Source organism: Leclercia sp. M50 (assembly GCF_037150775.1).
Taxonomy (GTDB): Bacteria; Pseudomonadota; Gammaproteobacteria; order Enterobacterales; family Enterobacteriaceae; genus Enterobacter.
Genome location: NZ_JBBCPK010000021.1, coordinates 29,479 through 53,708 on the forward strand (window position 1 = coordinate 29,479; position 24,230 = coordinate 53,708).

Annotated in this window: 24 protein-coding genes and 2 pseudogenes; 16 read left to right on the forward strand and 10 right to left on the reverse strand. The window is 55.3% G+C overall.

All coding sequences use genetic code 11. The annotated features are described in order from the left end of the window. Positions 1-3: 3 nt before the first annotated feature. Complete coding sequence (locus WFM46_RS07420) at positions 4-306, reverse strand: carboxymuconolactone decarboxylase family protein (RefSeq protein WP_103179005.1); 303 nt, start codon at positions 304-306, stop codon at positions 4-6. 100 nt (positions 307-406) lie between these two features. On the opposite strand from WFM46_RS07420, the gene WFM46_RS07425 reads away from it, so the two are divergent. Together WFM46_RS07425 and leuA are read left to right on the forward strand one after the other, a co-directional pair. Beyond that, entirely contained in the window at positions 407-1,288 is an 882-nt protein-coding gene (locus WFM46_RS07425) for a LysR substrate-binding domain-containing protein (RefSeq protein ID WP_336997346.1), read from the forward strand. A gap of 94 nt (positions 1,289-1,382) precedes the next feature. After that, a pseudogene (leuA, locus tag WFM46_RS07430) lies at positions 1,383-3,059 on the forward strand (2-isopropylmalate synthase). Here the strand turns inward: leuA and WFM46_RS07435 are convergent. From WFM46_RS07435 to WFM46_RS07445, 3 genes are all read right to left on the reverse strand, one after another. Continuing rightward, positions 3,011-3,805 (reverse strand): AraC family transcriptional regulator, encoded by a 795-nt coding sequence (locus WFM46_RS07435; RefSeq protein ID WP_336997347.1) that lies wholly within the window; start codon positions 3,803-3,805, stop codon positions 3,011-3,013. The pseudogene leuA and the gene WFM46_RS07435 overlap by 49 nt on opposite strands. Before the next feature lie 3 nt (positions 3,806-3,808). Beyond that, positions 3,809-4,372 (reverse strand): YcxB family protein, encoded by a 564-nt coding sequence (locus WFM46_RS07440; protein WP_336997348.1) that lies wholly within the window; start codon positions 4,370-4,372, stop codon positions 3,809-3,811. Between the two features lie 105 nt (positions 4,373-4,477). After that, positions 4,478-4,834, reverse strand: a complete 357-nt coding sequence (locus WFM46_RS07445; protein WP_336997349.1) for a hypothetical protein — start codon at positions 4,832-4,834, stop codon at positions 4,478-4,480. A 213-nt stretch (positions 4,835-5,047) separates the two neighbouring features. Between WFM46_RS07445 and WFM46_RS07450 the strand changes: the two genes are divergently transcribed. The 10 genes from WFM46_RS07450 (at position 5,048) to WFM46_RS07495 (ending at position 13,678) form a co-directional block, all read left to right on the forward strand. After that, a complete protein-coding gene (locus tag WFM46_RS07450; protein WP_336997350.1) occupies positions 5,048-5,719 on the forward strand; it encodes a helix-turn-helix transcriptional regulator in 672 nt (223 codons plus the stop codon). Then, entirely contained in the window at positions 5,709-6,512 is an 804-nt protein-coding gene (locus WFM46_RS07455; protein ID WP_336997351.1) for a PhzF family phenazine biosynthesis protein, read from the forward strand. The genes WFM46_RS07450 and WFM46_RS07455 overlap by 11 nt, the downstream gene beginning before the upstream one ends. Positions 6,513-6,637: 125 nt before the next feature. Then, positions 6,638-6,976 carry a DMT family transporter gene (locus WFM46_RS07460; RefSeq protein ID WP_103178998.1) on the forward strand — a complete coding sequence of 113 codons (339 nt, stop codon included), beginning with the start codon at positions 6,638-6,640 and terminating at the stop codon, positions 6,974-6,976. Positions 6,977-6,990: 14 nt separating this feature from the next. Further along, complete coding sequence (locus WFM46_RS07465) at positions 6,991-7,314, forward strand: DMT family transporter (RefSeq protein ID WP_336997352.1); 324 nt, start codon at positions 6,991-6,993, stop codon at positions 7,312-7,314. Between the two features lie 12 nt (positions 7,315-7,326). Continuing rightward, the gene (gene cutC / locus WFM46_RS07470) at positions 7,327-9,708 is read left to right on the forward strand and encodes a choline trimethylamine-lyase (RefSeq protein ID WP_336997353.1); all 2,382 of its coding nucleotides are present in this window, start codon (positions 7,327-7,329) and stop codon (positions 9,706-9,708) included. Next, complete coding sequence (locus WFM46_RS07475; RefSeq protein ID WP_336997354.1) at positions 9,671-10,630, forward strand: glycyl-radical enzyme activating protein; 960 nt, start codon at positions 9,671-9,673, stop codon at positions 10,628-10,630. The genes cutC and WFM46_RS07475 overlap by 38 nt, the downstream gene beginning before the upstream one ends. A gap of 191 nt (positions 10,631-10,821) precedes the next feature. After that, positions 10,822-11,040 (forward strand): YgdI/YgdR family lipoprotein, encoded by a 219-nt coding sequence (locus tag WFM46_RS07480; protein ID WP_103178994.1) that lies wholly within the window; start codon positions 10,822-10,824, stop codon positions 11,038-11,040. 75 nt (positions 11,041-11,115) lie between these two features. Then, positions 11,116-11,340: a hypothetical protein gene (locus tag WFM46_RS07485; RefSeq protein WP_336997355.1), complete on the forward strand. Its 225-nt coding sequence runs from the start codon at positions 11,116-11,118 to the stop codon at positions 11,338-11,340. Between the two features lie 175 nt (positions 11,341-11,515). After that, positions 11,516-12,400: an SDR family oxidoreductase gene (locus tag WFM46_RS07490; protein ID WP_103178992.1), complete on the forward strand. Its 885-nt coding sequence runs from the start codon at positions 11,516-11,518 to the stop codon at positions 12,398-12,400. A 288-nt stretch (positions 12,401-12,688) separates the two neighbouring features. Next, complete coding sequence (locus WFM46_RS07495; RefSeq protein ID WP_336997356.1) at positions 12,689-13,678, forward strand: hypothetical protein; 990 nt, start codon at positions 12,689-12,691, stop codon at positions 13,676-13,678. 180 nt (positions 13,679-13,858) lie between these two features. Here WFM46_RS07495 and WFM46_RS07500 read toward each other — a convergent pair whose 3' ends face one another. From WFM46_RS07500 to WFM46_RS07510, 3 genes are all read right to left on the reverse strand, one after another. Continuing rightward, the gene (locus WFM46_RS07500; RefSeq protein WP_336997357.1) at positions 13,859-15,790 is read right to left on the reverse strand and encodes a putative bifunctional diguanylate cyclase/phosphodiesterase; all 1,932 of its coding nucleotides are present in this window, start codon (positions 15,788-15,790) and stop codon (positions 13,859-13,861) included. A 17-nt stretch (positions 15,791-15,807) separates the two neighbouring features. Further along, entirely contained in the window at positions 15,808-16,302 is a 495-nt protein-coding gene (locus WFM46_RS07505) for a molybdopterin-dependent oxidoreductase (protein ID WP_103178989.1), read from the reverse strand. Between the two features lie 327 nt (positions 16,303-16,629). Further along, the gene (locus WFM46_RS07510; protein WP_336997358.1) at positions 16,630-17,490 is read right to left on the reverse strand and encodes a DMT family transporter; all 861 of its coding nucleotides are present in this window, start codon (positions 17,488-17,490) and stop codon (positions 16,630-16,632) included. Between the two features lie 214 nt (positions 17,491-17,704). On the opposite strand from WFM46_RS07510, the gene WFM46_RS07515 reads away from it, so the two are divergent. The 4 genes from WFM46_RS07515 to WFM46_RS07530 all read left to right on the forward strand — a co-directional run bounded on the left by WFM46_RS07515 (position 17,705) and on the right by WFM46_RS07530 (position 20,918). Beyond that, the gene (locus WFM46_RS07515; protein ID WP_336997359.1) at positions 17,705-18,499 is read left to right on the forward strand and encodes an SDR family NAD(P)-dependent oxidoreductase; all 795 of its coding nucleotides are present in this window, start codon (positions 17,705-17,707) and stop codon (positions 18,497-18,499) included. A gap of 126 nt (positions 18,500-18,625) precedes the next feature. Beyond that, complete coding sequence (locus WFM46_RS07520) at positions 18,626-19,192, forward strand: NTP transferase domain-containing protein (protein WP_156654239.1); 567 nt, start codon at positions 18,626-18,628, stop codon at positions 19,190-19,192. A 92-nt stretch (positions 19,193-19,284) separates the two neighbouring features. Continuing rightward, positions 19,285-19,521 carry a DUF1272 domain-containing protein gene (locus WFM46_RS07525; protein ID WP_103178985.1) on the forward strand — a complete coding sequence of 79 codons (237 nt, stop codon included), beginning with the start codon at positions 19,285-19,287 and terminating at the stop codon, positions 19,519-19,521. Between the two features lie 26 nt (positions 19,522-19,547). After that, positions 19,548-20,918: a M24 family metallopeptidase gene (locus WFM46_RS07530; protein ID WP_336997360.1), complete on the forward strand. Its 1,371-nt coding sequence runs from the start codon at positions 19,548-19,550 to the stop codon at positions 20,916-20,918. Between the two features lie 66 nt (positions 20,919-20,984). On the opposite strand, the gene ampC is transcribed toward WFM46_RS07530, so the two are convergent. From ampC to WFM46_RS07545, 3 genes and pseudogenes are all read right to left on the reverse strand, one after another. Continuing rightward, the gene (ampC, locus tag WFM46_RS07535; protein WP_336997361.1) at positions 20,985-22,127 is read right to left on the reverse strand and encodes a CMY2/MIR/ACT/EC family class C beta-lactamase; all 1,143 of its coding nucleotides are present in this window, start codon (positions 22,125-22,127) and stop codon (positions 20,985-20,987) included. Between the two features lie 97 nt (positions 22,128-22,224). After that, positions 22,225-23,289 carry a fimbrial protein gene (locus tag WFM46_RS07540; protein WP_159339184.1) on the reverse strand — a complete coding sequence of 355 codons (1,065 nt, stop codon included), beginning with the start codon at positions 23,287-23,289 and terminating at the stop codon, positions 22,225-22,227. An 11-nt stretch (positions 23,290-23,300) separates the two neighbouring features. After that, a pseudogene (locus WFM46_RS07545) lies at positions 23,301-24,230 on the reverse strand (fimbria/pilus outer membrane usher protein); the annotation flags it as partial.

Consider the following 24,230-nt stretch of genomic DNA (forward strand, 5'->3'; position numbering starts at 1 on the left):
GGGTTACTCCTCTTCCAGGCAGCCGAGGGCGGAGACCGCCGCAGGCCAGCCGGCGTAGAACGCCAGGTGGGTGAACACTTCGGTAATTTCCTCCCGGGTCAGGCCGTTTTGCTGGGCAAAGTCGATATGCCAGGGCAGTTGCTGTACCCGCCCCAGCGCCGTCAGCGCGCCCAGGGTGATGAGGCTGCGATCCCGCGGGGAGAGCGCGTCGCGTTTCCAGATGTCATTGAACAGCACCTCCTTGCTCAGCTCGGCCAGTTTCGGCGCGACGCGGCTCAGGGTTTCAGAAGTAAGGGATGTGGCCATGATGTTCTCTCCGCATTGACAGTAAGGCGATTCTGGCCCCATAGTTTCATCCTGAAAATCAAATTATATTTGCACCACCATCCCGTATTTCAGGACATTTATGAACAAGCTCCCTCCGACGCTCGACCTCGATGCGCTGCGCAGTTTTGTCACCGGCATTGAGTGCGGCAGCTTTGCCCTGGCCGCCACCCATCTCTGCCGCTCCACCTCGGCGGTGAGCGCCCAGCTCAAAAAGCTGGAACAGCAGTGCGGTGCAGAGCTGGTGATGAAAAAGGGCCGTGGCCTGACGCTGACCCGCAACGGAGAGATCGTCATGAGCTACGCCCGCCGCATGCTGGCGCTGAATGACGAGGTGCAGTTTGCGCTGAAAGGCGAGCTGCTGCAGGCGGAGATCCGCATCGGCATGCAGGAGGATTTTGGTGAGTCGCTGATGCCGGGCATTCTGGGCGAATTCAGACGCCACCATCCGGGAGTGCGGATCGTTGCCAGAGTGGATCGCAACCGGGCGCTGCTCAACGCCTTTGACGATCACGCCCTGGATATGGTGCTGCTGTGGCAGAACGAGAGCGAGCCACGCAAGGGACGGTCGATCGGCCAGAGCCAGATGGTGTGGATCCAGCCTCCGGAGATGGAGATCCGTTCCCTGCTGGCCCGGGGCGAGCCCCTGCCGCTGGTGATGTTCGACACCCCCTGCCTGATGCGCGCCCACGCCATCGACTGCCTGAACCGGGCGGGCATCCCCTGGCGGGTGGTCTTTGTCAGCCACAGCCTGAGCGGGATCTGGGCGGCGGTGCAGGCCGGGCTCGGCGTGACGCTGCGGACCCGGATCGGGATGCCTGCCAGCCTGCGGGCGGCGGGAAGCGTGCTGCCCACGCCGGGCAGGCTGGGGATCACCCTCGAGCAGCACGGCAGCGAGGCAGAACAACGGGCGCAGGCCCTGCTGGCGCAACTGATGGAGCAGGCTCTGCTCGGAGTGAAATAAATGGCGGATCCTCGCCACAGGTTGTCAGTTTTGCGCCAGTACCCTGCTCCGTTCTTCGCCAGGATAAAAACAGAACATCACCTGGAGAACCCCTATGTTGCGCAACCCTTCGCAAAAGTACGTGGCCTATGCCCCCATTTCGTTACCCGACCGTCAGTGGCCTGATAAGAGGCTGACCCACGCCCCGCGCTGGCTCTCAACCGACCTGCGCGACGGCAACCAGGCGCTGGCCGAACCGATGGATATCCCCCGCAAGCTGCGCTTCTGGGAGCAGTTGATCAAATGCGGCTTCAAGGAGATTGAGGTGGCGTTCCCCTCCGCCTCCGAAACGGACTTCCAGTTTGTCCGCCAGCTGATTGAGGAACAGCGCATCCCGGATGATGTCACCATTCAGGTGCTTACCCAGGCCCGCAGCGATCTGATTGAGCGCACCTTCGCTTCCCTCGACGGGGCAAAACGCGCCACGGTGCATCTCTATAACGCCACTGCGCCGCTGTTCCGCCAGCTGGTCTTTCGCCAGAGCCAGGAGGAGATTGTTCAGCTGGCGGTCAGCGCCACGCGGCAGATACGTGCGCTGTGCGAGACCAACCCGCAGACGCGCTGGACCTATGAGTATTCGCCGGAAACCTTCTGCTTTACCGAACCGGAGTTTGCCCTGCACATCTGCGAGGCGGTGGCGGATGTCTGGGAACCCTCTGCCGAACGGCCCATGATCGTCAACCTGCCTGCCACGGTGGAGGTCAACACCCCCAACGTCTATGCCGATCAGATCGAGTATTTCTGCCGCCACTTCTCCCGTCGGAGCGAGGTCTGCATCAGCGTCCATCCCCATAACGATCGCGGCAGCGGCGTTGCCAGCGCCGAGCTCGCCCTGCTGGCGGGTGCCGACCGGGTGGAAGGTTGCCTGTTCGGTAACGGGGAGCGCACCGGGAACGTCTGTCTGGTGACCCTGGCGATGAATCTCTACAGCCAGGGGATTTCGCCGCAGCTCGATTTCAGCGATATGAAGCAGGTGGTGGAACTTGTGGAACAGTGCAACCAGCTGCCGGTGCATCCCCGCCATCCTTACGCCGGTAAGCTGGCCTTTACCGCCTTCTCTGGCTCGCATCAGGATGCCATTAAAAAAGGGTTTCACGCCCGGGAACAGTCCCTCTCCCCGCGCTGGGAGATGCCCTATCTCCCGGTGGACCCGGAAGATATCGGCTGTAGCTATGAGGCGGTGATCCGCGTTAACAGCCAGTCCGGCAAAAGCGGTGCGGCGTGGATGCTGGAGCAAAATCATGGCCTGGTGCTGCCCCGTGCCCTGCAACAGGACTTTAGCCGCCACGTTCAGGCGCACACCGATCGGGAAGGTACCGAGATGACGCTAAGTGCGTTGTGGCAGCTTTATCGCGAGCTGTATGGGCCGCATCAGCACGCCCCACGGCAGCTGCTGGATTACCGAACCGAAAGCCAGGCCGACGGCGGGCTGCTGCTGTGGGCCCGCGTCCAGACCGTCGACGGGATTGTGATCCTGGAGGGGAACGGCAACGGCCTGCTCTCTGCCGCCGCCAGCGCGATAAAAGCCAGTTTTCATCTGGCCTTCGCCATTGAGGATTATCACGAGCATACCCTCGGCAGGTGCAGCGAAAGCCGCTAGGCGGCCTATATCCGCTGCAGCTTTAAGCAGGGAGCCAGCCGCTGGGGAACGGGCATCGACAACGATGTTTCCCGGGCGTCGCTTCAGGCTTTGCTGAATGCGTTGCCGGAGGGCGCCTCGGGCGGGAAGTAGTCGCTCGGCGCCACGCCGAGCGTGCGGCGGAACATGGCGCTAAAGGCGCTGTGACTCTCATAACCGAGGTCCAGCGCCACCCGCAGCACCGATTGCCCCTGCGCGAGGCGGTTCAGCGCCTCCATCAGCCGCGCCCGGCGCAACCATTCGCTGAAGGCCAGCCCGGTCTGCTGGCGAAAGTGCCGCAGCAGGGTGCGTTCACTAATATTGAGCGTTTTTGCTGCCAGCGCCGTCGTCCATTTTGTTCCCGGCTCGGCCTGGATCTGGCGGCACAGGGCCAGCAGCGCGGGGGCCTGGGGTTCCGGCAGGTTAAACGGCAGCACGCCGATCCCCCTGATTTCATCGAGGATCAGCTCGTAAATGCGCTCCGCCCGGCTGCCCGCGGCGTAGCTTTCCGGCAGTTGCAGCGAGGCGACGATCAGCTCGCGCAGCAGGGTGGAGATTTGCACAACCTGGCAGACTGAGGGTAAATCCGCCCGGGCGAAGGGATCGATAAAGAGCGTCCGGGCCGCTACGTCACCGGTGATCAGCAGCCGGTGCTGCGTCCCGGCAGGCAGCCAGACGCCCCGCCCCGGCGGCACAATCCAGATCCCCTGCCCGGTCTCTACCCGCACCACTCCGCTGAGGGTATGCAGAAGCTGGGCGCAGCTATGGCTGTGCCAGGGCTCCGTTTCGCCATGGGTGTAATCATGGGCGAAAGGCACCAGTGGACGGGTGGCAAAGCTGAACTGCTGTTGGGTTGTCATCGATTATCTATTTTGCGCTATCTGCTCATTGATAAAGTCAAACACATCCGCGGCTTCGTTTGCTGAGGCAAATACTCTCTCAGGTATCACCACACAATTATCACTCCGCATATGGATAAAAATAAAACCCCCTTTTCTGTAGCTTTCCTTCACTTTTTCCCAATAGATTTTAACGCTGGCGGTGTTAGTGATATTTTCAATAAAAAAGCGGTTGAGCTTCACTTTCTGTAAAGTATCCTCGTCTTCCTGCTCAGCCTGCTGCTGCTTTTGCATGACCTTATTCATAACTACATCATAGAGTTTGAACAGCGCCAACGCGACGCCAAACAGCACGAGCAGCGCGATACTGAACATTTTTGCTCTGGCGAGAAAATCACCGTCGGGGGCGGTTTGCAGGCTTAACTGCAACAGGGTGATAAAATTAAATAAGGCCGCCACCGCTAAAACAGAGACCGCAGCCTTATGAATGAGAAAAAGAGAACCGTAAGGTTTGAGGTGTTCTTTTTTATGATCGTTGATGAGCTTGCCCGCTTTAGTACGCTCCAGGGCTGATAATGAATATTCCACAACGATCCTGTTTTTTCTTATCATGCCTCTCCCTCTCTCTTATTAGCGCCTGATTATTTATCCTAACATATTGCCCCATCATTATTAGCGTTTCCCCTCAGCCTGTTACCGCCTTATACAGGGTTGCATGATGCCATCCAGGGTACGGAGATCTGTTTTTGCCCCGGCAATGAGCGTGATACTGATCTCTTCTGACCCGCGCACATGATACATATCTACCTGAGCGATCCGCTGCTGCGCTTTGCTGATATCAAAAAAGTTAGGGGTATCCGCCTCAGGATAAATCACCTCAACGCCATAGCCCTCTGCCGACAAGGCATCCCGCATACAGTGGTAGCGTCCCACCAGCCCCGGGTGAGAAGAGACCGAATAGACCTGATACACCGTCGCATCACCAAAGGGATGGATAACACTGCACGCCGTCAGGATACCCGCTAACGCTATCAGTCCAATGATTTTCATAATAGTTCCCACTTTTCAGAGGCTCCCGGTAAAGAAGCCCGCCATCAGTGACGGTGAATTTACCCCTGCAAAAACCACAAATCAACTTTTTGTTGATAATTAAACATTATGAGTATAATTTAAGACTGCCAGCCCATTCTCCCCTACAGAGGCGAAGGTTCGGGTGGCAAATGGTAAACTCGTGGCCCTGACAATGACCCAGACGAAGGAAAAATGATGAAGTCAGAATATGCAGAACAGATTGAGCTAATTTCCGGGCCACTGGAAGCCGCCATGGAGGCGCTGGCGGGTACGCTCTCCGCCAATCAGGAAGCCGTTTTACACAATCTCACCACGCCCGAATGCTCGATCGTCAAAATCATTAACGGGCATGTCAGCGGCAGACGTAAAGGCGACCACCTGTTATCTGGCCCCGAGAAAGATAAGGGATTTGCCCTGTTGCTCGGTAAAAACGAGGGACGTAAGTCCTTGACGGTTAAAGATTATAAAACTGTGACCGCCTCGGAGAAGATCCTCAACAGCGCCTCCACCATCTACTACAGCGATGACGGCCATCCGCTGATGGCTTTCTGCATTAATGTCGACACCTCGCCGTATGAACACATTCGCAAAAGTCTCGACATCATCATGGCCACCGCGCCTGCCGAAACGGATGGAGCCGATCTCAACCTGGGTGGCCTTGTTGAGCAATCAATTCAGGAAATTATTGAAAAACATACCGTTACCGGAAAGAAAATTCAGAAAACGCAACGCCTTAAAATCGTTGCGGAGATGCGCGATAAAGGCATTTTTAAAATGAGGGGGGGCGTGCAACATGCGGCCCAGGCGCTGGGTGTGACACGTTATACGGTTTATAACGATCTTGAGGTGATGAATGAAAAATAGTTATCCGCAACGCATTCCTTTTTACCAGGTGGATGCTTTCTCTCAGGGGCCGTTTACGGGTAATCCCGCAGCGGTTTGTCTGCTGGAAGCGTGGCCGGAGGATGCGCTGTTACAGCGTATAGCCAGCGAGAATAATCTCTCCGAAACGGCGTTTGTTGTTAAGCAGGGTCACGATTACGCCCTTCGCTGGTTTACCCCTGCCGTTGAAGTCGACCTTTGCGGTCATGCGACGCTTGCCGCAGCCAGCGTGCTTCTGCGCCATGAAGAGTCGGGCAAGACGGTTCGTTTTTCCACCCGCAGCGGTGAGCTGACCGTTACCTCTGATAACGGAAAGTTCACGATGGATTTTCCCCTCGTCACCCCCCGCAGGATTGCGGCCCCGGACGGGCTTTTGTCAGCACTTGGCATCGTTGCCGGGGCGACTGAAATCTGGCAGGCCTCCGATCTGATCGTGGTCATGGATGACGAAGCGCAACTCGACGGCTTAACGCCAGATTTCACCGCCCTGGCGAAATTCAACACCCGCGGCGTGGTCGTGACGGCGCCTTCTTGTCAGTTTGATTTTCGCTCCCGCTGGTTTGGGCCCCAGGTGGGCGTCAATGAAGATCCCGTTACCGGCTCGGCGCATACCTTTCTGGCCCCGCTGTGGAGCGACAAGCTGGCGAAAAAAACGCTCCATGCGCAACAGGGCGGCAGCCGTAAAGGAGAGTTGATCTGCCATATTAACGATACGGGCCGCGTGGCGCTTACGGGCGAGGCCTGTCTGGTCATTGAGGGGATATTTATTATTTAAACAGAGCTATTTAAAAGTATTTATTTAATTCACCGAGAATAGAATAAGCGGATTAAATTCTGCCCGGCTTCCTGTTACCTGAACCAAACAAACACTATTGGTGACTTATAACCAAGGATAATCCAATGACTTTAACCAGATGCGTTACTGCGCTTATTGCTGCCGTATCCATTGAAATCGTCGCGACAACATTATTATCGCTTTCTGACAGTTTTAAAATTATCTCCGCTGGCGTGCTGGCCATTATCTGTTATGGCGTTAGCTACTATTTTTTATCTCTCGCCCTGAGGAGGATTCATATAGGTGTGGCCTATGCTATCTGGTCTGCGGTCGGGATCATTAGTATTACCTTTATACAAACCCGTTACTTTGATTTCACCCTGACACAGGATTCGTGGATAGGTGTGTGCATGGTTATTATTGGCACATTAATTCTCAACCTTGCTATCAAACAAAAAAGATAACAGTGTGGTTTTAAATGGTGAATATTTTATTTGGCTTTTTCTGGCTTTTTATTTCCGTCTCAATGGAAGTGATTGCCACCTTAATGCTGCCGCAAACCAATACATTCAAAAATACGCTGATAACGGTTCTCTGCCTGATCTGTTACGCGACAGCCTTTTTTGCCCTGTCGATGCTGATGGGCTGGATTTCACCGGTTGTCGCCTATGCGGCCTGGTCAGGAACCGGCATTGTGATGATTTCACTCCTGAGCAGCATCTTTTATCAACTGCGCAGCAGCGCCCTGGAAAAGGTGGGGATCGGCTGTATCGTCGCCGGACTCATCGTGATTGCGTTTTAAAGGATCGACAGTATGAATAGCAAACCCCTTCCATCGCGTGTGGAACGGCTGCGCGACGCCTTTTTACAGGCGAAGCCCTTTATTTCTGCCCATCGTGCCCTTAGCGTCACCCGGGTTTATCAGGCCAATCCGGGAATGGATAATATTCTGCTCAGGGCGTTAGCGTTTCGTCATGCCTGCGAGAACGCGCCTTTATATGTCGCCGAAAACGAGCTTATCGTCAGCCACCCTGCGGGCGGCGCGCGCGGGGGTGAAGTTTCGCCGGAAATAAGCTGGCGCTGGGTGGCCGACGAGCTGGATAACCTCCCTTTCCGGGCCCAGGATCCCTACCAGATTGACGACGAGACGAAACGTCTCCTGCGGGAAGAGGTATTTCCTTACTGGCAAGGCCGCTCTCTGGATGAGATGGCGGAGACGCAGCTAAAAACCGTCGGGCTGTGGGAGTGGTGTCATGACGATGCGATATGCGACGTCACGATTAAAACCCAAAACGGCGGCGGTGACGCTTGCCCGGGCTACGACAATATTCTGCTGACCAAAGGGATAAAGGGAATACGGGATGAGGCAGCCGCGCACCTGGCCGCCCTCGATCCCGCCACCTCCGACGGCATCGAGGCGTTTAATTTTTATACCGCCGTGCAGCACGCCTGTGACGGCGTGATGGCTTACACCCGGCGCTATGCGCGTTATCTGCGCCAGCTGGCCGGGGCCGAGACCCGCCCCCTTCGCCGGGAAGAACTGCTACAGATTGCCACGATTTGCGAGCGTGTCCCTGAACATCCTCCGCAGCATTTTTACGATGCCCTGCAGGCTATCTGGTTCGTGCATTCGCTGTTTATGCTGGAAGAGAATCAGACCGGGATCTCCCTTGGCCGCGTCGATCAATATCTCTGGCCGTTGCTGGAGCGCGATCTCAGGGACGGAACCTTAACGCATGCCCAGGCTGAAGAGCTGCTTTGCTGCTGGCTGATTAAGATGGCGGAAACCCTGTGGATTTGCAGCGAATCGACGGCGATGTACTTCGCCGGGTATCAGCCCTTTATCAACCTCGTGGTCGGCGGGCAGAAGCGTGAAGGCGGCGATGCCACCAATCCGCTCACGCTGCTCATTATGGACTGCTCCGCGCGATTAAAAATTTATCAACCGGGCCTGGCCGTGCGAATTCACAATCAGTCGCCGCAGTCCTTTATGCGTAAGGTGGTGGATGTGGTGCGCGGCGGAATGGGGTTTCCGGCGTGCCATTTCGACGATGCGCATATTCGCATGATGCTGCATAAAGGGTTCAGCTATGAAGATGCCCGGGACTACTGTCTGATGGGCTGCATCGAGCCACAGAAAGCGGGGAAAATGTACCAGTGGACCTCGGTGGGTTATACCACCTTCACCGCAGCGATCGAGATGGCGCTGCATAACGGCCGCTCGCGCGCCGGGAAGCAGACAGGCCCCCGCACCGGCGAGGTGTCGCAGTTCCACTGCTATGAAGATGTCAAACGTGCGGTTATGGCCCAGTTATCCGCTATGGTCAGAAAGGCCGCGCAGGTCACGCTCATCGTACAAAAACTGCATGCGGATCATGCCAGAAAACCGCTGATGTCGAGCCTCATCGAGGGCTGTATGACCACCGCGAAGGATGTCACCCAGGGCGGCGCGTTTCTGAATGCGGGGCCGGGTCTTATCTGGACGGGGCTTGCCGACTTCGTGAACTCTCTGATGGTCATCAGGAGGCTGGTATTTGAAACCTCCCGCTTCACGCTGCAAGAGCTTGTTGACGCGCTCGACCATAATTTTGTCGGTTATGAGGCGCTCCTTACTGCATGCCTGCGGGTGCCGAAATACGGTAACGACATTGCCGACGTGGATGAGATGGCCCGTGAAAGCGTGCACTTTCTGGAAAAGGAGCATCGTCAGTATCGGATGCTGTATGCACCTTTTGCATTCGGCACGCTCTCCATCTCGAACAATACGCCGTTCGGGCTAATAACCGGCGCCCTTCCATCCGGTCGCCTTGCGGGCAAGCCGCTGGCGGATGGAATAAGCCCTGCCCAGCAGACAGATTATCTGGGCCCCACCGCGATCATCAACTCGGTCAGCCGAATCAATGTTGAAGAGATGGATATCGGCATGGTCCATAACATCAAGCTTATGTACGGCATGCTGGAAACGCCGGAAGGGCAAAACAGCCTTATCCATCTGCTGCGGACAGCCAGTATCCTGGGAAATGCCCAGTTGCAGTTCAGCTACCTGGATGATGAAACGCTGCTGAAGGCGCAGCAAAACCCGGCGGAGTACCGCAACCTGATGATCCGTGTCGCAGGATACAGCGCCTTTTTCGTTGAATTAAGTAAAGAGGTGCAGGATGAGATCATCAGCCGAACCACTCAACGTCGCTTCTGAGCCGGCATCCGGCTGGATAACACATATTCAGCGGTTTTCGCTGCATGACGGACCGGGTATTCGCAGCGTTGTGTTTCTGAAAGGCTGCCAGATGCGCTGCCGCTGGTGCGCCAACCCGGAAGGGCTCAACCCTGGCTGCGAGATCTTCTGGCATGCTGAGCGCTGCCTTCACTGTGGAAAATGTGCCCTGCACTGCCCGGCCGGCGTACATCGTTGGGTGGACGGTGTGCACACGCTTGATCGCTCGCGTCAGTGTCAGGGTTGCAGGCGATGCGAAGAGTGCTGCCCGGCTGGTGCACTTAATGTGACAGGGGAAAAACTGACCTCAGAGGCCGTTTTTAACCGCGTCATGGCGGATGAAACCTGGTTTCGTCAATCTGGGGGCGGCATCACCCTCAGCGGGGGTGAAGTGTGCACTCAGCCCGAGTTTGCCAGACAACTCATGCAAAAAATTAGCGCAGAGGATATTCACACGGCAATTGAAACCGCCGGGTACGCCCCGTGGCGCGCCGTTAAACAGATCGCATCGGTTTGCGATCTGATTCTCTTTGACCTGAAAAGCGCCGATGACGAGCAGCATAAACGCTATACCGGGGTGAGTAATAAGATCATCCTGCGTAACCTTGAAAGATTATTGCAGGGAGATCGACAGATCGTTATCCGTATCCCCGTTATTCCAGACTTTAACGATAGCCCCGAACAGGTTGAAAAATTGTTCATGCTGATACATTCCCTGACCTGGCACCGCCCTGCGTTCAAATTTATCGAATTACTTCCCTACCATTGTTTTGGCACCGGGAAATATGCCTTACTTAATAAGGCCTACGAATGGAACGACTCTGCTGCACAAGTAGAAAACTTCTTACAACATACCCACAAATATAACCTACCGGTAAGGGTTTCAAGGGTAATGGTGGGCTAACGAAAAGAGGTAATCATGTTAAATAAACCAGAGAAGAGTTCTGAAAAAAATAGTTTGGTTTTCGAACGCCGCGTCGTTATCGGTACGCTCTTTTTCATGTTCGTGATTTATGCTGCACTGCTTCTGACGCAAATTAACTAGCGTGCGGCATCATTGTGCCTGTGACAGGCTTGAGTAAATAAGGAGTTGTAATGAAGAAAGTTGTGGCTGTCATTAGCCTGGTGCTATTGAGCCTCACCGTCGCCGGATGTTCAAGCGATTATGTTTTACAGAAGAAAAATGGTGAGATGATTATTACTCACGGCAAACCCGAAGTTGATGATGATAATGGCCTCATTACTTATGAAGATATCGCGGGAAATGAACATGCGATCAACCGGGATCAGATTATCCAGATGATAGAGAAATAACGTAGCACAGCGGGCAGAGGATCGCCGGAAACTCTGCCCTGCTTACATGCTCGTTCAGGAGAGAGGCTAAAGACGATGAAGAAGATCTTATTTCCCCTCCTCCTGTCATGCGCGTTGTTTATTCATGGCGATTCAGGCGCCCTCTGGCAATATCGCTCGGGCAGCCAAAAGCCGATCCTCCCGGAAGCGAATAAGGTCGTAGTCGATCCGGCAAAAACCAACGCCACACGCAGGCGCTCACCCAAAAAACATCTCAGACGCTTCATTTCCGGTATTACCCGTAAACAACCGCAGAAATAATCTCATCCGCCCTCATGCTTGCAGCCAAAAAAGGGGGCGCGTGTTTAATAGCCTTACAAAGTGAAGATAAAATCAAAAATATATCCAGAAGAAGAATAATCTGAATTATCCCTTCCAGAAAGGTGCGTTCCGTCACAGTGGCTACGCTTTAAATTCATTGATAAAGGAGGTCGGGATGACATCAGGAAACACCACTTCAAAAAACTACCCACAACCCCCGTTTGTGGAACAGCCGCAGCAAATGCCCGGACTGGCGTCAGAGATGAAGCCAATCCCCGATCATGGCGAGACGAGTTATACCGGCTCGGGCAGACTTTCTGGTAAAAAAGCGCTGATTACCGGCGGCGATTCCGGGATTGGTCGCGCGGTGGCGATTGCCTACGCCCGTGAAGGGGCAGACGTGGCCATAGGCTATCTGCCGGAAGAGGAGTCCGATGCGGCAGCCGTTATTGCCCTGATTCAGGCGGAAGGACGCAAAGCCGTCGCGATCCCGGGTGATATTCGGGTGGAGTCGTTCTGTGAGACACTGGTTGAGCGCGCCGTGACGGAGCTCGGCGGGCTCGATATTCTTGTCAACAATGCGGGTAGACAGCAGTTCTGCGAATCCATTGAAGATCTGACCACCGCCGCTTTCGACGCGACCTTCAAAACCAACGTTTATGCCCCCTTCTGGATCACCCGCGCCGCCCTGCGTCACCTGACGGAAGGCGCGGTGATTATCAATACCTCTTCGGTTCAGGCCTTTAAGCCCAGCGAAATCCTGCTCGATTACGCCCAGACTAAAGCCTGTAACGTGGCGTTTACCAAATCACTGGCAAAACAGCTTGGGCCGAAAGGGATCCGCGTGAATGCCGTGGCGCCGGGCCCTTACTGGACGCCGTTGCAGTCAAGCGGTGGTCAGCCGCAGGAGAAGGTGCAGCAGTTCGGGGCAGATACGCCGCTGGGCAGACCGGGTCAGCCCGTGGAGATTGCGCCGCTCTATGTTCTGCTGGCATCTGAAGAGTGTTCCTATGCTTCCGGTCAGGTCTGGTGCTCTGACGGCGGTACCGGCGTAGCCTAATTCTGTTGCCTTTATTTTGACGCGCCTGACGACGACAAGACTTATTATAAAATCCGTTATCCGAAGCGGTAACGGATTTTTAAAGCTGAAAAGCCGTCCGGCGCAAAATTATCAACTATTCTTAGATCGTTGATTTTTGTTTTTTATTTCGGTCAGTTTTACAGCCTTCCTCGTTATAAATGACATCATCCGGTCCCTGAAGGGCTTAAACGTTCACGTTGATAATGTTTCCTGTTTTTCAATCAGTTCCTGGTTCCGAACGCAAAGATTAATTAAAGGACAACAGCTATGACTCACATTCATGAACACGCCACGGTTAACACAACCTATCCCGATTCGCGGCTGCCCCTGCCCACGACGAACAGCAGTGCCGTATCATGGGGCGCCATCTTTGCCGGCGCAGCGGCAGCGGCATCCCTGTCGTTAATTTTGCTGATGCTGGGTACCGGGCTGGGCCTGACAACGATTTCACCCTGGGAAAACCGCGGGCTCGACGCCGGCACGGTGGGCATTGCTGCCATCGCCTGGCTGACGTTCACGCAAATCGTGGCGTCTGGCATGGGCGGCTATTTAGCCGGGCGACTGCGCACCAAATGGGTCGATACCCGTACCGATGAAGTCTACTTCCGCGATACTGCCCACGGGTTTTTAACCTGGGCTGTCGCTGCACTGGTTTCTGCGGCGCTGTTTACAAGCACCGTGGGCGCCCTTATTGGTGGCGGCGCTAAAGTCGTGGGTACCGTTGCCGGCGGGGCTGCGACAGCCACAGCAGCTGGCGCGGCGGGTATGGCGAACAGTGCGTCTGAGGCGCCGGGTTCATCCATGGACTATTTTGTGAATTCGATGTTCAGGGCCAGTAACCCTGCCACACCGGCAAACGGTGCTACCGATCCTGCTGATCCAACCGCTGCACCTGCTCCCGCCACGCCAGCCGCACCTGCTGAGCCATTAACGCCTGCGCAGGTAAGTGAAGTGACCGGTATTTTTGCCAACAGCATTACCACCGGTACCTTACCGCCGGAAGATCGTCAGTATGTCGCCCAGCTGATTGCACAAAAGACCGGTATCAGTCAGCAAGAAGCTGAACAGCGTGTACAAACCACCTATGACAAAGCCCAGGCTAAATTGAAAGAAACGAAGGAGAAAGCGCAGCAAGCTGCTGATGCCGCACGTAAAACCACAAGCTATCTGATGCTCTGGACATTTATTGCGCTACTGGCCGGTGCTTTCGTTGCCAGCCTGTGTGCGACCTTCGGTGGTCGTCAACGTGATTTATAATTCTTAATTAAGCAGGAGGTTTAAAATGCGCTCACTATTACTCTTCTTTTTAGGCGTACCTATTCCAATCATTATCCTGATTGCACTGTTCTTCCATTAATCGCTTTTTAACACATAAATGCCCTGACGGGCATTTATGTTTTTTTCTTTTTTCACCACACCTTCATCCGGCCACGCGATTTATCCGTTGCGGATCCTGCCATCGATTCCCGGCTGCGGTTTACCAAACAGATAACCCTGGGCAAGATCGCAACCCAGCGCCTGGAGACTTTCCAGCTGTTCCTGCGTTTCGACCCCTTCGGCAACCGCCTTCATATTAAGGGACTTCGCCATCCCGGTAATCAGTTTGATGATGGTCAGGGCATCGTCCTGGTCAGAGATCGAATGGACAAAGGATTTATCGATTTTAATTTTATCGAAGGCGAGCTTGCTCAGCCGCGAAAGGGAAGAATACCCCGTACCAAAATCATCAATGGAGATTTGCACGCCACGGGCTCTGAGCGTGTTGAGGGTATTGAGCGGAGTATCGTTATCGGTAAAGAGAGAGGAATCCGTCACCTCCAGCTCCAGACGATCGGCCGCAAGCCCTGTCTCTTCGAGAAAGGAGAGCACGATGCCGGCAAAGGCTTTGCTGCTGAGCTGGATAGGCGAAACATTCACCGAGATTTTTGCCGGAACCGCCCAGGTCGCCGCTTCCCGGCAGGCGAGTTCAAGCACCGACCTTCCCAGCTCATTAATCATGCCTGTCTTTTCCGCAACGGGAATAAAGCTGTCCGGCGACAGAAGCCCCTTTAATGGATGCACCCAGCGAACAAGGGCTTCATAGCTGTAAATTTCCCGGCTGAACGAATCGACAATGGGCTGATAATAAACCACGAATTCTTTATTCGCTAAGGCCATCGCCAGATCGTGCTCAAGGGTTCTGCTCTCCTGCAGCTTTTGTAACATGATTGGCCGGAAGACTTTTATCTGTCCGGGGCCCTCTTTTTTGGCTTCATACAGGGCCAGATCGGCAAATTTATAGAGAAAGTCGGAGCGGCGCTCCGTGTCCGAGATAACAATGCCGACACAGGTGGCGATATTAATGATGGTGTTATAAATGGTGTACGGCTGGTTGATAGAAGCACATATTTTTTGCGCGCGCGAAACGGCGCTACTCTCTGTCAAACCGCTCGAGAGAAAGGCAAACTCATCCCCGCCTAAGCGATAAAGGGTATCGGTCGTCAGGCTCATGGCAATCAGGCGTTCGGAGATCTGGCGCAGCAGCATATCGCCAACATCATGACCGTAGGTATCATTGATCTCCCTGAAGCGGTCCAGATCAAACAGCATGACGGTCACAGATTCATTATTTTTTTCCGCCACCTGAATGATTTTCTTTATATTTTCCCAGAAAAACTGGCGGTTATTCATGCCTGTCAACGAGTCATGGTAAACGTCATATTCCAGCTGTGTATTCTGGATTTGCAGTTTCTCCTTAGATTTTTGCAGCTCTTCAGCAAGGCTTTTGACCTGAAGATGCGCCGTCAGAATATTTCTGTTCTGGAAGAATATCAGCACGCCAAGAATGGCACTCAAAATGATTAACAGTAGAGAAGCCGCTGAATAAATATAATATAACGTTTGTATTTTGAGATTAGCTTTATTGATCGAGTTAATATCATTGTCTAACGCACTGGATGACAGGCGGCTTAAGGGGGCATCAAGCAGGTGCATTTTAATCAGGTAGGTCTGGAGCGCTGGACGGTCCATTTTCTCAAGGTTAGCGTCCAGATCTTTGAGAATATTTTCTATATTTACCGCCAGTTCATGGTGCGCTTTATTGCTGGCAATATAGCGCCCCAAATCACCCTCTTTCATTAAACCGCTCTGGCTGAGCATAATGTCAAGACGCAGGCGCACGTCGTCAATCGTCAAAGCGTCAATACCGTTGGCGTAAATACCGAGCGTTGATTCGAATCGATAAAATTCTGATACCAGCTGAGCTGCAGACCATGAGTCCGTATAGTGCGTCAGTTTTTGTAACTCTTGTTGCCTCTCGTGCACAAGGAAAGAGATATATCCCGTAGAGATAAAAAGGAAAAAAATGATGCCCGCCAGTATCCTGTTCATGTTGCGCTTCTGAACTCCTACTCAATATTCATTTTGCTGACCTGCCATGCCGATCGTGAATAATAAATTTGATTATTCAGTTCGTGCAGACTGTCATAGGGATACACAATGAATAACGGGCCTTTGTCACGGATACGCATGTATTCACCGTTGACTTTCAAGGCAAGGATAACGTTGTATTTTTTAAAATCACTGAGCGGGATAACGGTGGTGTAGTCATTGAGCGCAATGACCTTAGCAACGGTGCCTTTTGCCCCAACGTAATCCATAAGCTTTTGCAGCGGCACGCCCGTAAAGGTTGTGCGCCCATTATACCAGGGTGAAGTAGTCTGGAAACTGACCATCCCAAGTTTCTCAAGGCTGGCGACATCGAAAACGGCTTTCCCGTCTTCGTTTGTATTTTGTATATTACCGGACAGGGTTAAAAGGGCTTTACCGGCGGGTTTGGGCAGTTCACCTGCCCAGGCATGGGTGGCAACCACAACGCTTAAGAACATGACAATAAACCGCATACTAACCTCACCTATCTGCCGGATATGAAAGAATTATAATTTAGTTAACGTGCTATTAATATATGCTCCTTGCCTATTATTGCAGCAACAAAACCGTTTATACAATAAATCATTAAAATCAATAAGTTAAATTTTCCTTCTTATAAAAATGATTAACTAAAGTCTGTACATTTATTTCATTTAGAGCAAATTTTATTGAATCTGTACAAAAAATAATCTACCCACTTATATAATGCAATTAAACACACAAGAATATAAAGGTTTTATTTTTTATCTCTGCTCAGTAGAAGCGAGATGACAGCGGGAGAATGATGACCTCCTTCCCGTTCAGAAACCGTTTTTTTCCGGCTGCTGCCGCTTCTTGTTATCAGCGGCGATAACCAGTGCTATTCCGGCCAGCACCGCCAGCGTGCAAAGCAACATCCGCAGATCCGGTACCTCACCAAGAAATAACACGCCGCCTGCCGCCGCGATACACGGAACGCTCAGCTGCAGGGTGCTGGCGGTTGCTGAAGAGAGCGTGGTGACCAGGGCATACCAGAGCACGTAGGCAACGCCAGATGCCAGCCCGCCGGAAAGCAGGGCCAGGGTAATGCCGCTGGCGTCAATATGGACTGGCGCCTGTCGTACCAGGCTCAGGAGGAGAATAACCGGCAGGCTGAGGATGAAATTACCGCTCGTTGTTCCCGCCGCAGCCTGGATATTTTTGCCGCGCAGCGAATAGGCGCCCCACGCGAAGCCAGAGGCTACCATCGTAATGGCCGCCGCAAGCGGAGGTGCGGTCGCCCCAGGAAGCAGCAATGTAATAATGCCCCCTACGGCAATGAGGATCCCGCAGGCCTTATAGCCGCTCAGTCTCTCGCCTTTTACCACGCTCCAGCCGATCATACAGACCTGGACTGCGCCAAACAGCAGCAATGCGCCTGTCGCCGTATTGAGCTGAACATACGCCAGCGAGAAAAACAGGACATAGGCGCACAACAGCAGGGCGTCGATAATTTTCCAGCGTATCTCTTGCAGCCTTCCCCGCGCCAGATGCCAGACAAACAGCACTGCCGCTCCCCCCAGTAATCTCAGCATGCTGAAGATTTCAGGATCGGCATGGCCGTTCTTCAGGGCAACGCGGCAAAGAATGGAGTTCGCTGCAAATGCAGTTAATACAAAGAGAACCAGCAACAGCTTTTTCATACCCTTCCTGAGAGAGACCGTTCCGGACCGACGGTGGGATCGTGAGTTTGTCTATTTACTTTACTGTAAAACCGCACTTTTGCGGACGCGCATCTCCACCGCCCAACGCAGGGATCAAAAAAATTCGCTGACTTGGTTGCATAATAAAACCAAATGGCGCACAGTTTATTTAGTTTCATATTAAAACCACTATCTCCCATTACGAGGTACGACAATGACTACGCAACGTTCAACAGCTTTAATTACAGGCGCATCTTCCGGCATTGGCGCGGTCTACGCCGACCGTCTCGCCGCTCGCGGTTACGATCTGGTGCTGGTGGCCCGCCGGGAGGCGCGTCTGCTGGCGCTGGCGGAACAGCTCAGGCAGCGCTATGGCGTAAAGGTCCCCCCCCTGACGGCGGATCTTACCGATAAAAGCGGGATCCGCGCCGTGGAAGAGATGTTGCGCAACAACGCCGCTATCGACACCCTGATCAACAATGCCGGTACTGCGCAGATGGCGCCGTTCCTCGCGGGAGATGTGGCGCAGCATCAGGCGATCAATATGCTCAACACCACGGCGCTGATGCGTCTCACTTATGCCCTGCTGCCGCGTCTGGCGCAAAACAACCGCGGTACCCTGATTAATATCGCCTCGGTACTGTCGATCCATGCCCGGGCGGGCAGCGCGCTGTACAGCGCCACCAAAGCCTGGGTGCTGAATTTTACGCGCGGATTACAGGAGGAGTTTGCCGACAGCCAGGTGCGTATCCAGGCGGTATTGCCCGCAGCCACGGCCACGGAGATTTGGGAGCTGTCCGGCATCAGCGCCGACGATCTGCCCGCCGGGTCGGTGATGACCACCGACAATATGGTGGATGCGGCGCTGGCGGGGCCCGACCAGGGTGAGCTGATCACTATCCCGCCGATGCACGATGAAGCCCTGTGGACGCGCTACGAAGAGGCGCGCCTGGCGCTGTTTGCCAGCGCCCGCACCGGCGAACCCGCCCCCCGCTACCTGACGCGCTGAGGGTTGCGCGGATCGCCCCTCTGGCTCAGAGGGGCGTTTTAGCAGGCGACGGTCAGCGCGTTAAATCCCGAAATTTGCGGTATATTTTCTCTTTACCTTCTCTCACGTTGATAAAGGGATAAGACAATGCCGGTCGACTGTATTATTACTGCCGCAGGACTCTCCTCCCGCATGGGGACGTGGAAAATGATGTTACCCTGGCGCGAGGGAACCCTTCTGGATGCCAGTATCAACAACGCCCTGCAGTTTTGCTCGCGCATTATTCTCGTCACCGGTTTTCGCGCCCAGGAGCTACAGGCGCGATATCAGCACCGGGAAAATGTCACCCTGGTTCATAATCCCGATTATGAAAACGGACTGGTCAGTTCGGTGATAACCGGTGCCCGGGCGGTGAGCACGGATTACTGTTTTATTACCCCCGGCGATCTGCCCTGCCTGGACGGGGAGATTTACCGCCAACTTTGGGCATTACGCACCGGGGGGGCGATCCTGCCGCACTATCACGGTACGCCCGGCCACCCTGTTTTGATTGATCGCGCCAGCCTGCAACAGGCGATCTCCCGTCCGGCTATCCGCAGCATGCGCCAGGCCCTGATGGAGGGCAAACACCAGTGCGTGGCCCTCGATCGCCCGGAAATTATTGTTGATATCGATACCCCTGACGATTTCAGAAGCGTGCAACAGGGGAGTTAACGCTCCCCGCGTCACGTTACTATTATGCTGTCGCGGCTTTTTTTACTCTCTGGCATAGTAAAAAAGGCCACTAACCCAACAGGATAAGAACCATGCTTGAACTCCGCCCGAACTGCGAATGGTGCGATCGTGACCTGCCTCCTGATGATCTGGACGCGCGGATCTGCTCCTTTGAGTGCACCTTCTGCGCGACCTGCGCCGACACCCACCTTAATCATCGCTGCCCTAACTGCCAGGGGGAGCTGGTGCGCCGCCCGGTGCGTCCGGCAAATAAGCTGATGAACGCGCCTGCCTCCACCGTGCGGGTTCATGCGCAAAAAAGCGCCTGACCCGCCTTCTGATGACGAGAGAAATCATGATCCAGCTGCAGACTATTCCTGCTCCGCGTACTTTCACCGATGTGGCTCCGGTATTGCTTACCGATGCCACCCTGCTTGAGCGCAAAAACAGGGTGCTGGCCCGCATCAACGAGGCGGGCTATGATGCCCTGGTGATCTATGCCGACAAAGAGCATGGCAGCAACTTTGAGTATCTGACCGGGTTTGTGCCGCGCTTTGAGGAGGGTCTGCTGATTCTGGAAAAGAGCGGCGCGGCGACGGCGATCCTCGGCAATGAAAATCTCAAGATGGCCCGCCATTCTCGCATTCCGGTTACCCTCAGACACTGCCCGTTTTTCTCGCTGCCCAATCAGCCGATGGATAATGAAACCTCGCTGGAGTCGCTGTTTCGCGAAGCGGGTCTGCATGCGCATGACCGAATCGGGGTGGTGGGCTGGAAGATGTTTACCGCAGCCGGAGCGGATAACAGGCAGCTTTTCGATCTCCCTTATTTTATCGTCGAGGCGCTGAAAAACAGCACCGATGCGTCGCTTGAGAACGCCACACACCTGTTTATCGGCGGCGAAAACGGCGCCCGCATCACCAACAACGAGAATGAAATCGCGCATTATGAATATGGCGCGAACCTGGCCTCGACTTGCATCCTGAACGCCATGGACGCAGTGGAGCCGGGGATCCGCGAAACCGAGCTGGGGGCACGGCTGGCGGCAGAGGGGCAGTATCAGACGGTGGTGACCATTGCCGCCGCCGGGCAGCGCTTTGAGAAGGCAAACTTCTACCCCACCTATAAAAAGCTGGTGCGCGGGCAGCCGCTGTCGCTGACCACCGGGTTTAAGGGTGGGCTGTCCAGCCGGACCGGGTTTGTGATTGCTGACGAGAGCGAGCTGCCGGACGGCCAGAAAGATTATCTGGATCGGGTGGCGAAACCCTATTTTGCCGCCATCGCCAGCTGGCTTGAGCAGATTAAAATCGGCATGCCGGGCGGCGGGCTGTATGCCCATATCGAACAGGTGCTTAATAAAGCGCAGTATGGCTGGCATCTTAATCCCGGGCACCTTAGCGCCGACGAGGAGTGGATGTCCTCCCCCATTTACCCGGGCTCTGCCGAGACGCTAAAAAGCGGCATGATCCTGCAACTCGATATCATCCCCTCTGTTTCCGGCTATACCGGCGTGAGCGCTGAGGAGAGCGTCGCTCTGGCGGACCAGGCCTTGCAGGAGAAGATTCAGGCGGCGTACCCGGAACTGTGGGCGCGGATTGCCAGCCGCCGGGCGTACATTCGCGAGGTGTTAAACATCAATCTGGCGGATGAGGTGATCCCGCTGTCGAATACCGTGGGTTATCTGCGTCCGTTCCTGCTGGCAAAGGAGATGGCGTTTACCTGTTGAAGTTTGTTTCTGCCACTTTACAGGCCCGGCAGCGCTACGCTTGCCGGGCCTTTCAGGGCATAAACCTTACTGCAATGCTGCAAGAATGCGGTACGCAGCCTTGACCCGCTCGCTGTTGGGGTAACTTTTATTTGCCAGCATCACAATGCCGAGGTTCTTCTCCGGGATAAAGGCGATGTAGCTGCCAAATCCGCCGGTCGAGCCGGTTTTATGTACCCATGAGGCTTGCACCGGCGGCTGTGGAGGCGCGATAGCCGTGGCATCGTGGGCAGCCAGGGCATATTTATTATCCGCCCCCTGCTCCAGCGTCCGGGAGGAGACCGGCCAGTTGAGCATCTCCCAGCCCAGCCCCTGATACATCTCGCCTACCTGCCAGTAGCGTGACTGGGCAATCTCCACCCCTTTCTTCAATGAGGCGTCTTTAATGCTGTCCGGTTGCAGGTTGGCCTGTAGCCAGCCTGCCATATCCACGATAGAGGTTTTTACCCCGTAGGCTTCGGCATCAAGCATCCCAGGCGAGACGTGCACGGCCTTACCGTCCCGGTAGCCCCAGGCATAGTTCGCTTGTTCGCTTGCCGGTACGGTTACCCAGGTGTGGCTCAGCTTCAACGGTTCCAGCACCCGGCGGGTGAGCGCCTGCTCGAAACTCATCTTTGAGGGCTTGACCGCCAGGGCGCCGAACAGGCCGATGCTGGCGTTGGCGTAGAGGCGTTTAGAACCCGGCGTCCATGCTGGCTGCCAGGTCTGATAGTACGTTTGCAGCGCTGCGGCATCGGTCACGTTCTCCGGCACCTGGAGCGGGAGTCCCCCTGCGGTGTAGGTCGCCAGATGGAGGAGGCTGATGCCCTGCCACTGCTTGCCTGACAGCGCGGGCCAGTACTCGCTGGCCGGATCGTTGAGGGCAATCTCCCCGCGCGCCACCGCATCGCCGCCGAGCACCCCGGTAAAGGTTTTGCTCACCGAGCCCAGCTCAAACAAGGTTTGCCGGGTGACGGGCTTTTTCCCGGCGACATCCGCCAGCCCTTGCGTGAAGAAATAGGTCTGTCCCTTATAGATGACCGCAACGGCCATGCCTGGGATCGACTGGTCGTGCATCAACGCGGTCATGGTGGGGTTCACCGCCTCCGCGACCTGCGCCTCCTCCGGGGTGGCGGCGAGAGCGGAACCAGACAGGCAAACGAGGAGCATACAGAGCAGGGATTTTTTCATCGTTATGATCTTTAGCGAAAAGTGAGAGCGCTATTTTGCAGGCCTGACGGGAAGATGTAAAACGGGCACGCATTAACCGATGCCCGTTCGCAGAAGGCTAGTTATACTCCAGCGCAAAGGTGGCAGTGGTGTTTGCCCACCCCGCCGTCACGGTCGGGTCAGTCTGTACCAGCTGGGCAACAAAGTGGAAAGGCTGGGCGCTGGCGGCATTTGTCGCGGTCACCTGTCCCAGACCCGGCAGGTTTCCGGCCTCGTTGATGTGCAGGGCAGTGCCCGCGACCGGCGCACTGGCGCCATTATTGCCGTAGCTCAGCCTGACCCCCACGCCGCTGGCGCTCGACGGCGACGGGGTAATGGCCAGCGTATCGGTGATGCCGGTGGCGGCTGGCGTGCCAAAAAAGCCAATTTTGATCTGCGCTGGCTGCGAACAATAGACCGGAATGGTCAATCTCTTCGCCGTCCCCGCCGTCTGCCCCACCCCTTTAAAATCGGCGCGGTTAACCTTGCCTAAATCGACAAAAATAGTCGGGGTGGTGACATTACAACTGCCCACCGCGCCGATATCCACGTTCATCGCCGTCAGGTCGGCGCTGATGGGCGTGCCGGTTGTGCCTGAGCCGGGAATATCGACATAGAGTTTACCGACCGCCCCCAACGGCGAAGCGTTGGTGTGGTTGCCGCTGACGAGGCTGACGTCGCCGGTTTTAAAGAAGGTAATAAACGCCTTCACCACGATATGTTCCTGGTGCAGCAGCGCGGGGTTTTCGCTGCTGTTACAGACCTGCGTCTCATGCATACCGGAGCCGTCCAGGTAGTGGATCGGCCCGCCGCTACACTGGAAGCCCAGGGCATAGCCGATACCCGGAATGGCCGACTCAAAAACCATTCGGCCATTGATAAAGGTCTCATTCCCGGTGCGCTCCTGTTCATATTTCACCGCTATTGCCCCGGCCTGCCGGGCCTCCTGATCGCAGCTAAAACGAAACCCGCTGCCGCTGTCGGCCATAATGCTGGTCATCTGGGTGTTGTTACGCAGCGAAGGGAGATACTTGATGTTCTGAACGTTGATGGTCATCTGGCCGGTATCGCCATTGCAGGCTGCCGCCCATACGCCAGGGCTGAACAGCCCGGCAACCGTCAAAAGTAAACAGACTAACCGCATGGTTAATATCCTCATTGTGATAAACAGGCTGCCTCAATACGCTTCACCGCATCCGGCCGGTCGGCGGCGATGTGGAAAGGCAGCGTGCAGCGGTGGGCTTCCCCTTTGTCATTCCAGTTCACCTCCAGGGTGCCGGTATCGGGAATACCGCTCAGGTAGACCGTTCCGCCGTCGGCCACCATGCCGGTGGCGGCGTTGCGATCGCCAGCCAGCTGGGCGCTGGCGCCAAACGGCACTGGCCCCGACTGGTCATGCAGGGTAAACAGCACGCGATGGCCGATATGGGTCCGGAAGTTTGCCTCGACCACCGCCCCACCGCCGGGGATCACCGTCGCGCCGAACTGCTCGACGTCGGTGTCGCTGGTCATCGATTCGGTATCAAGGGTAATGACGTTTTTGTGCCAGGCCGTCAGCGCAGGCACCACAGCGTAGCCCCGCCAGTCGGTATGAACGTTGCTGCCGTTCTGAACAGCCACGTTGACCGCCCCCGGCGCACGCACGATGGCAAAGCTGTCCCCCAGACTCTGCCCCAATGTGATGCCATGCGGGTGCGCAACGATGGAGCCCGACGCTCCCCAGGTGAGCTGGCTGCTGTCGCGATCGTGTCGGTAACCCAGCTGCGCCTGCCCATAGCCGCCGTGGTAGTCGAGGGATGCGCCGCTGTTACTCCCCTGCCCCTGGCTGGCGTAGCCCTGCTGCACGGCGTAGTAAAGATTCGGGCTCTTCGGCACCGAGCCATACATCGACACCTGGTGCGAGGTATAGCCGCGATTATCCGACGAGGTGGTGTAGCTCACTGAACGGCTGGCAAGCGAACCATCCAGCGGAATGGTGATATTGAAGGACCAGGAGCGATCGGGACTACTGGCACAACCAGAGCAGCGACAAAACGCTCCATGCCGGCTTTTACAGCCCCCAGGAGATCCCTTTCCAGGCTCTGT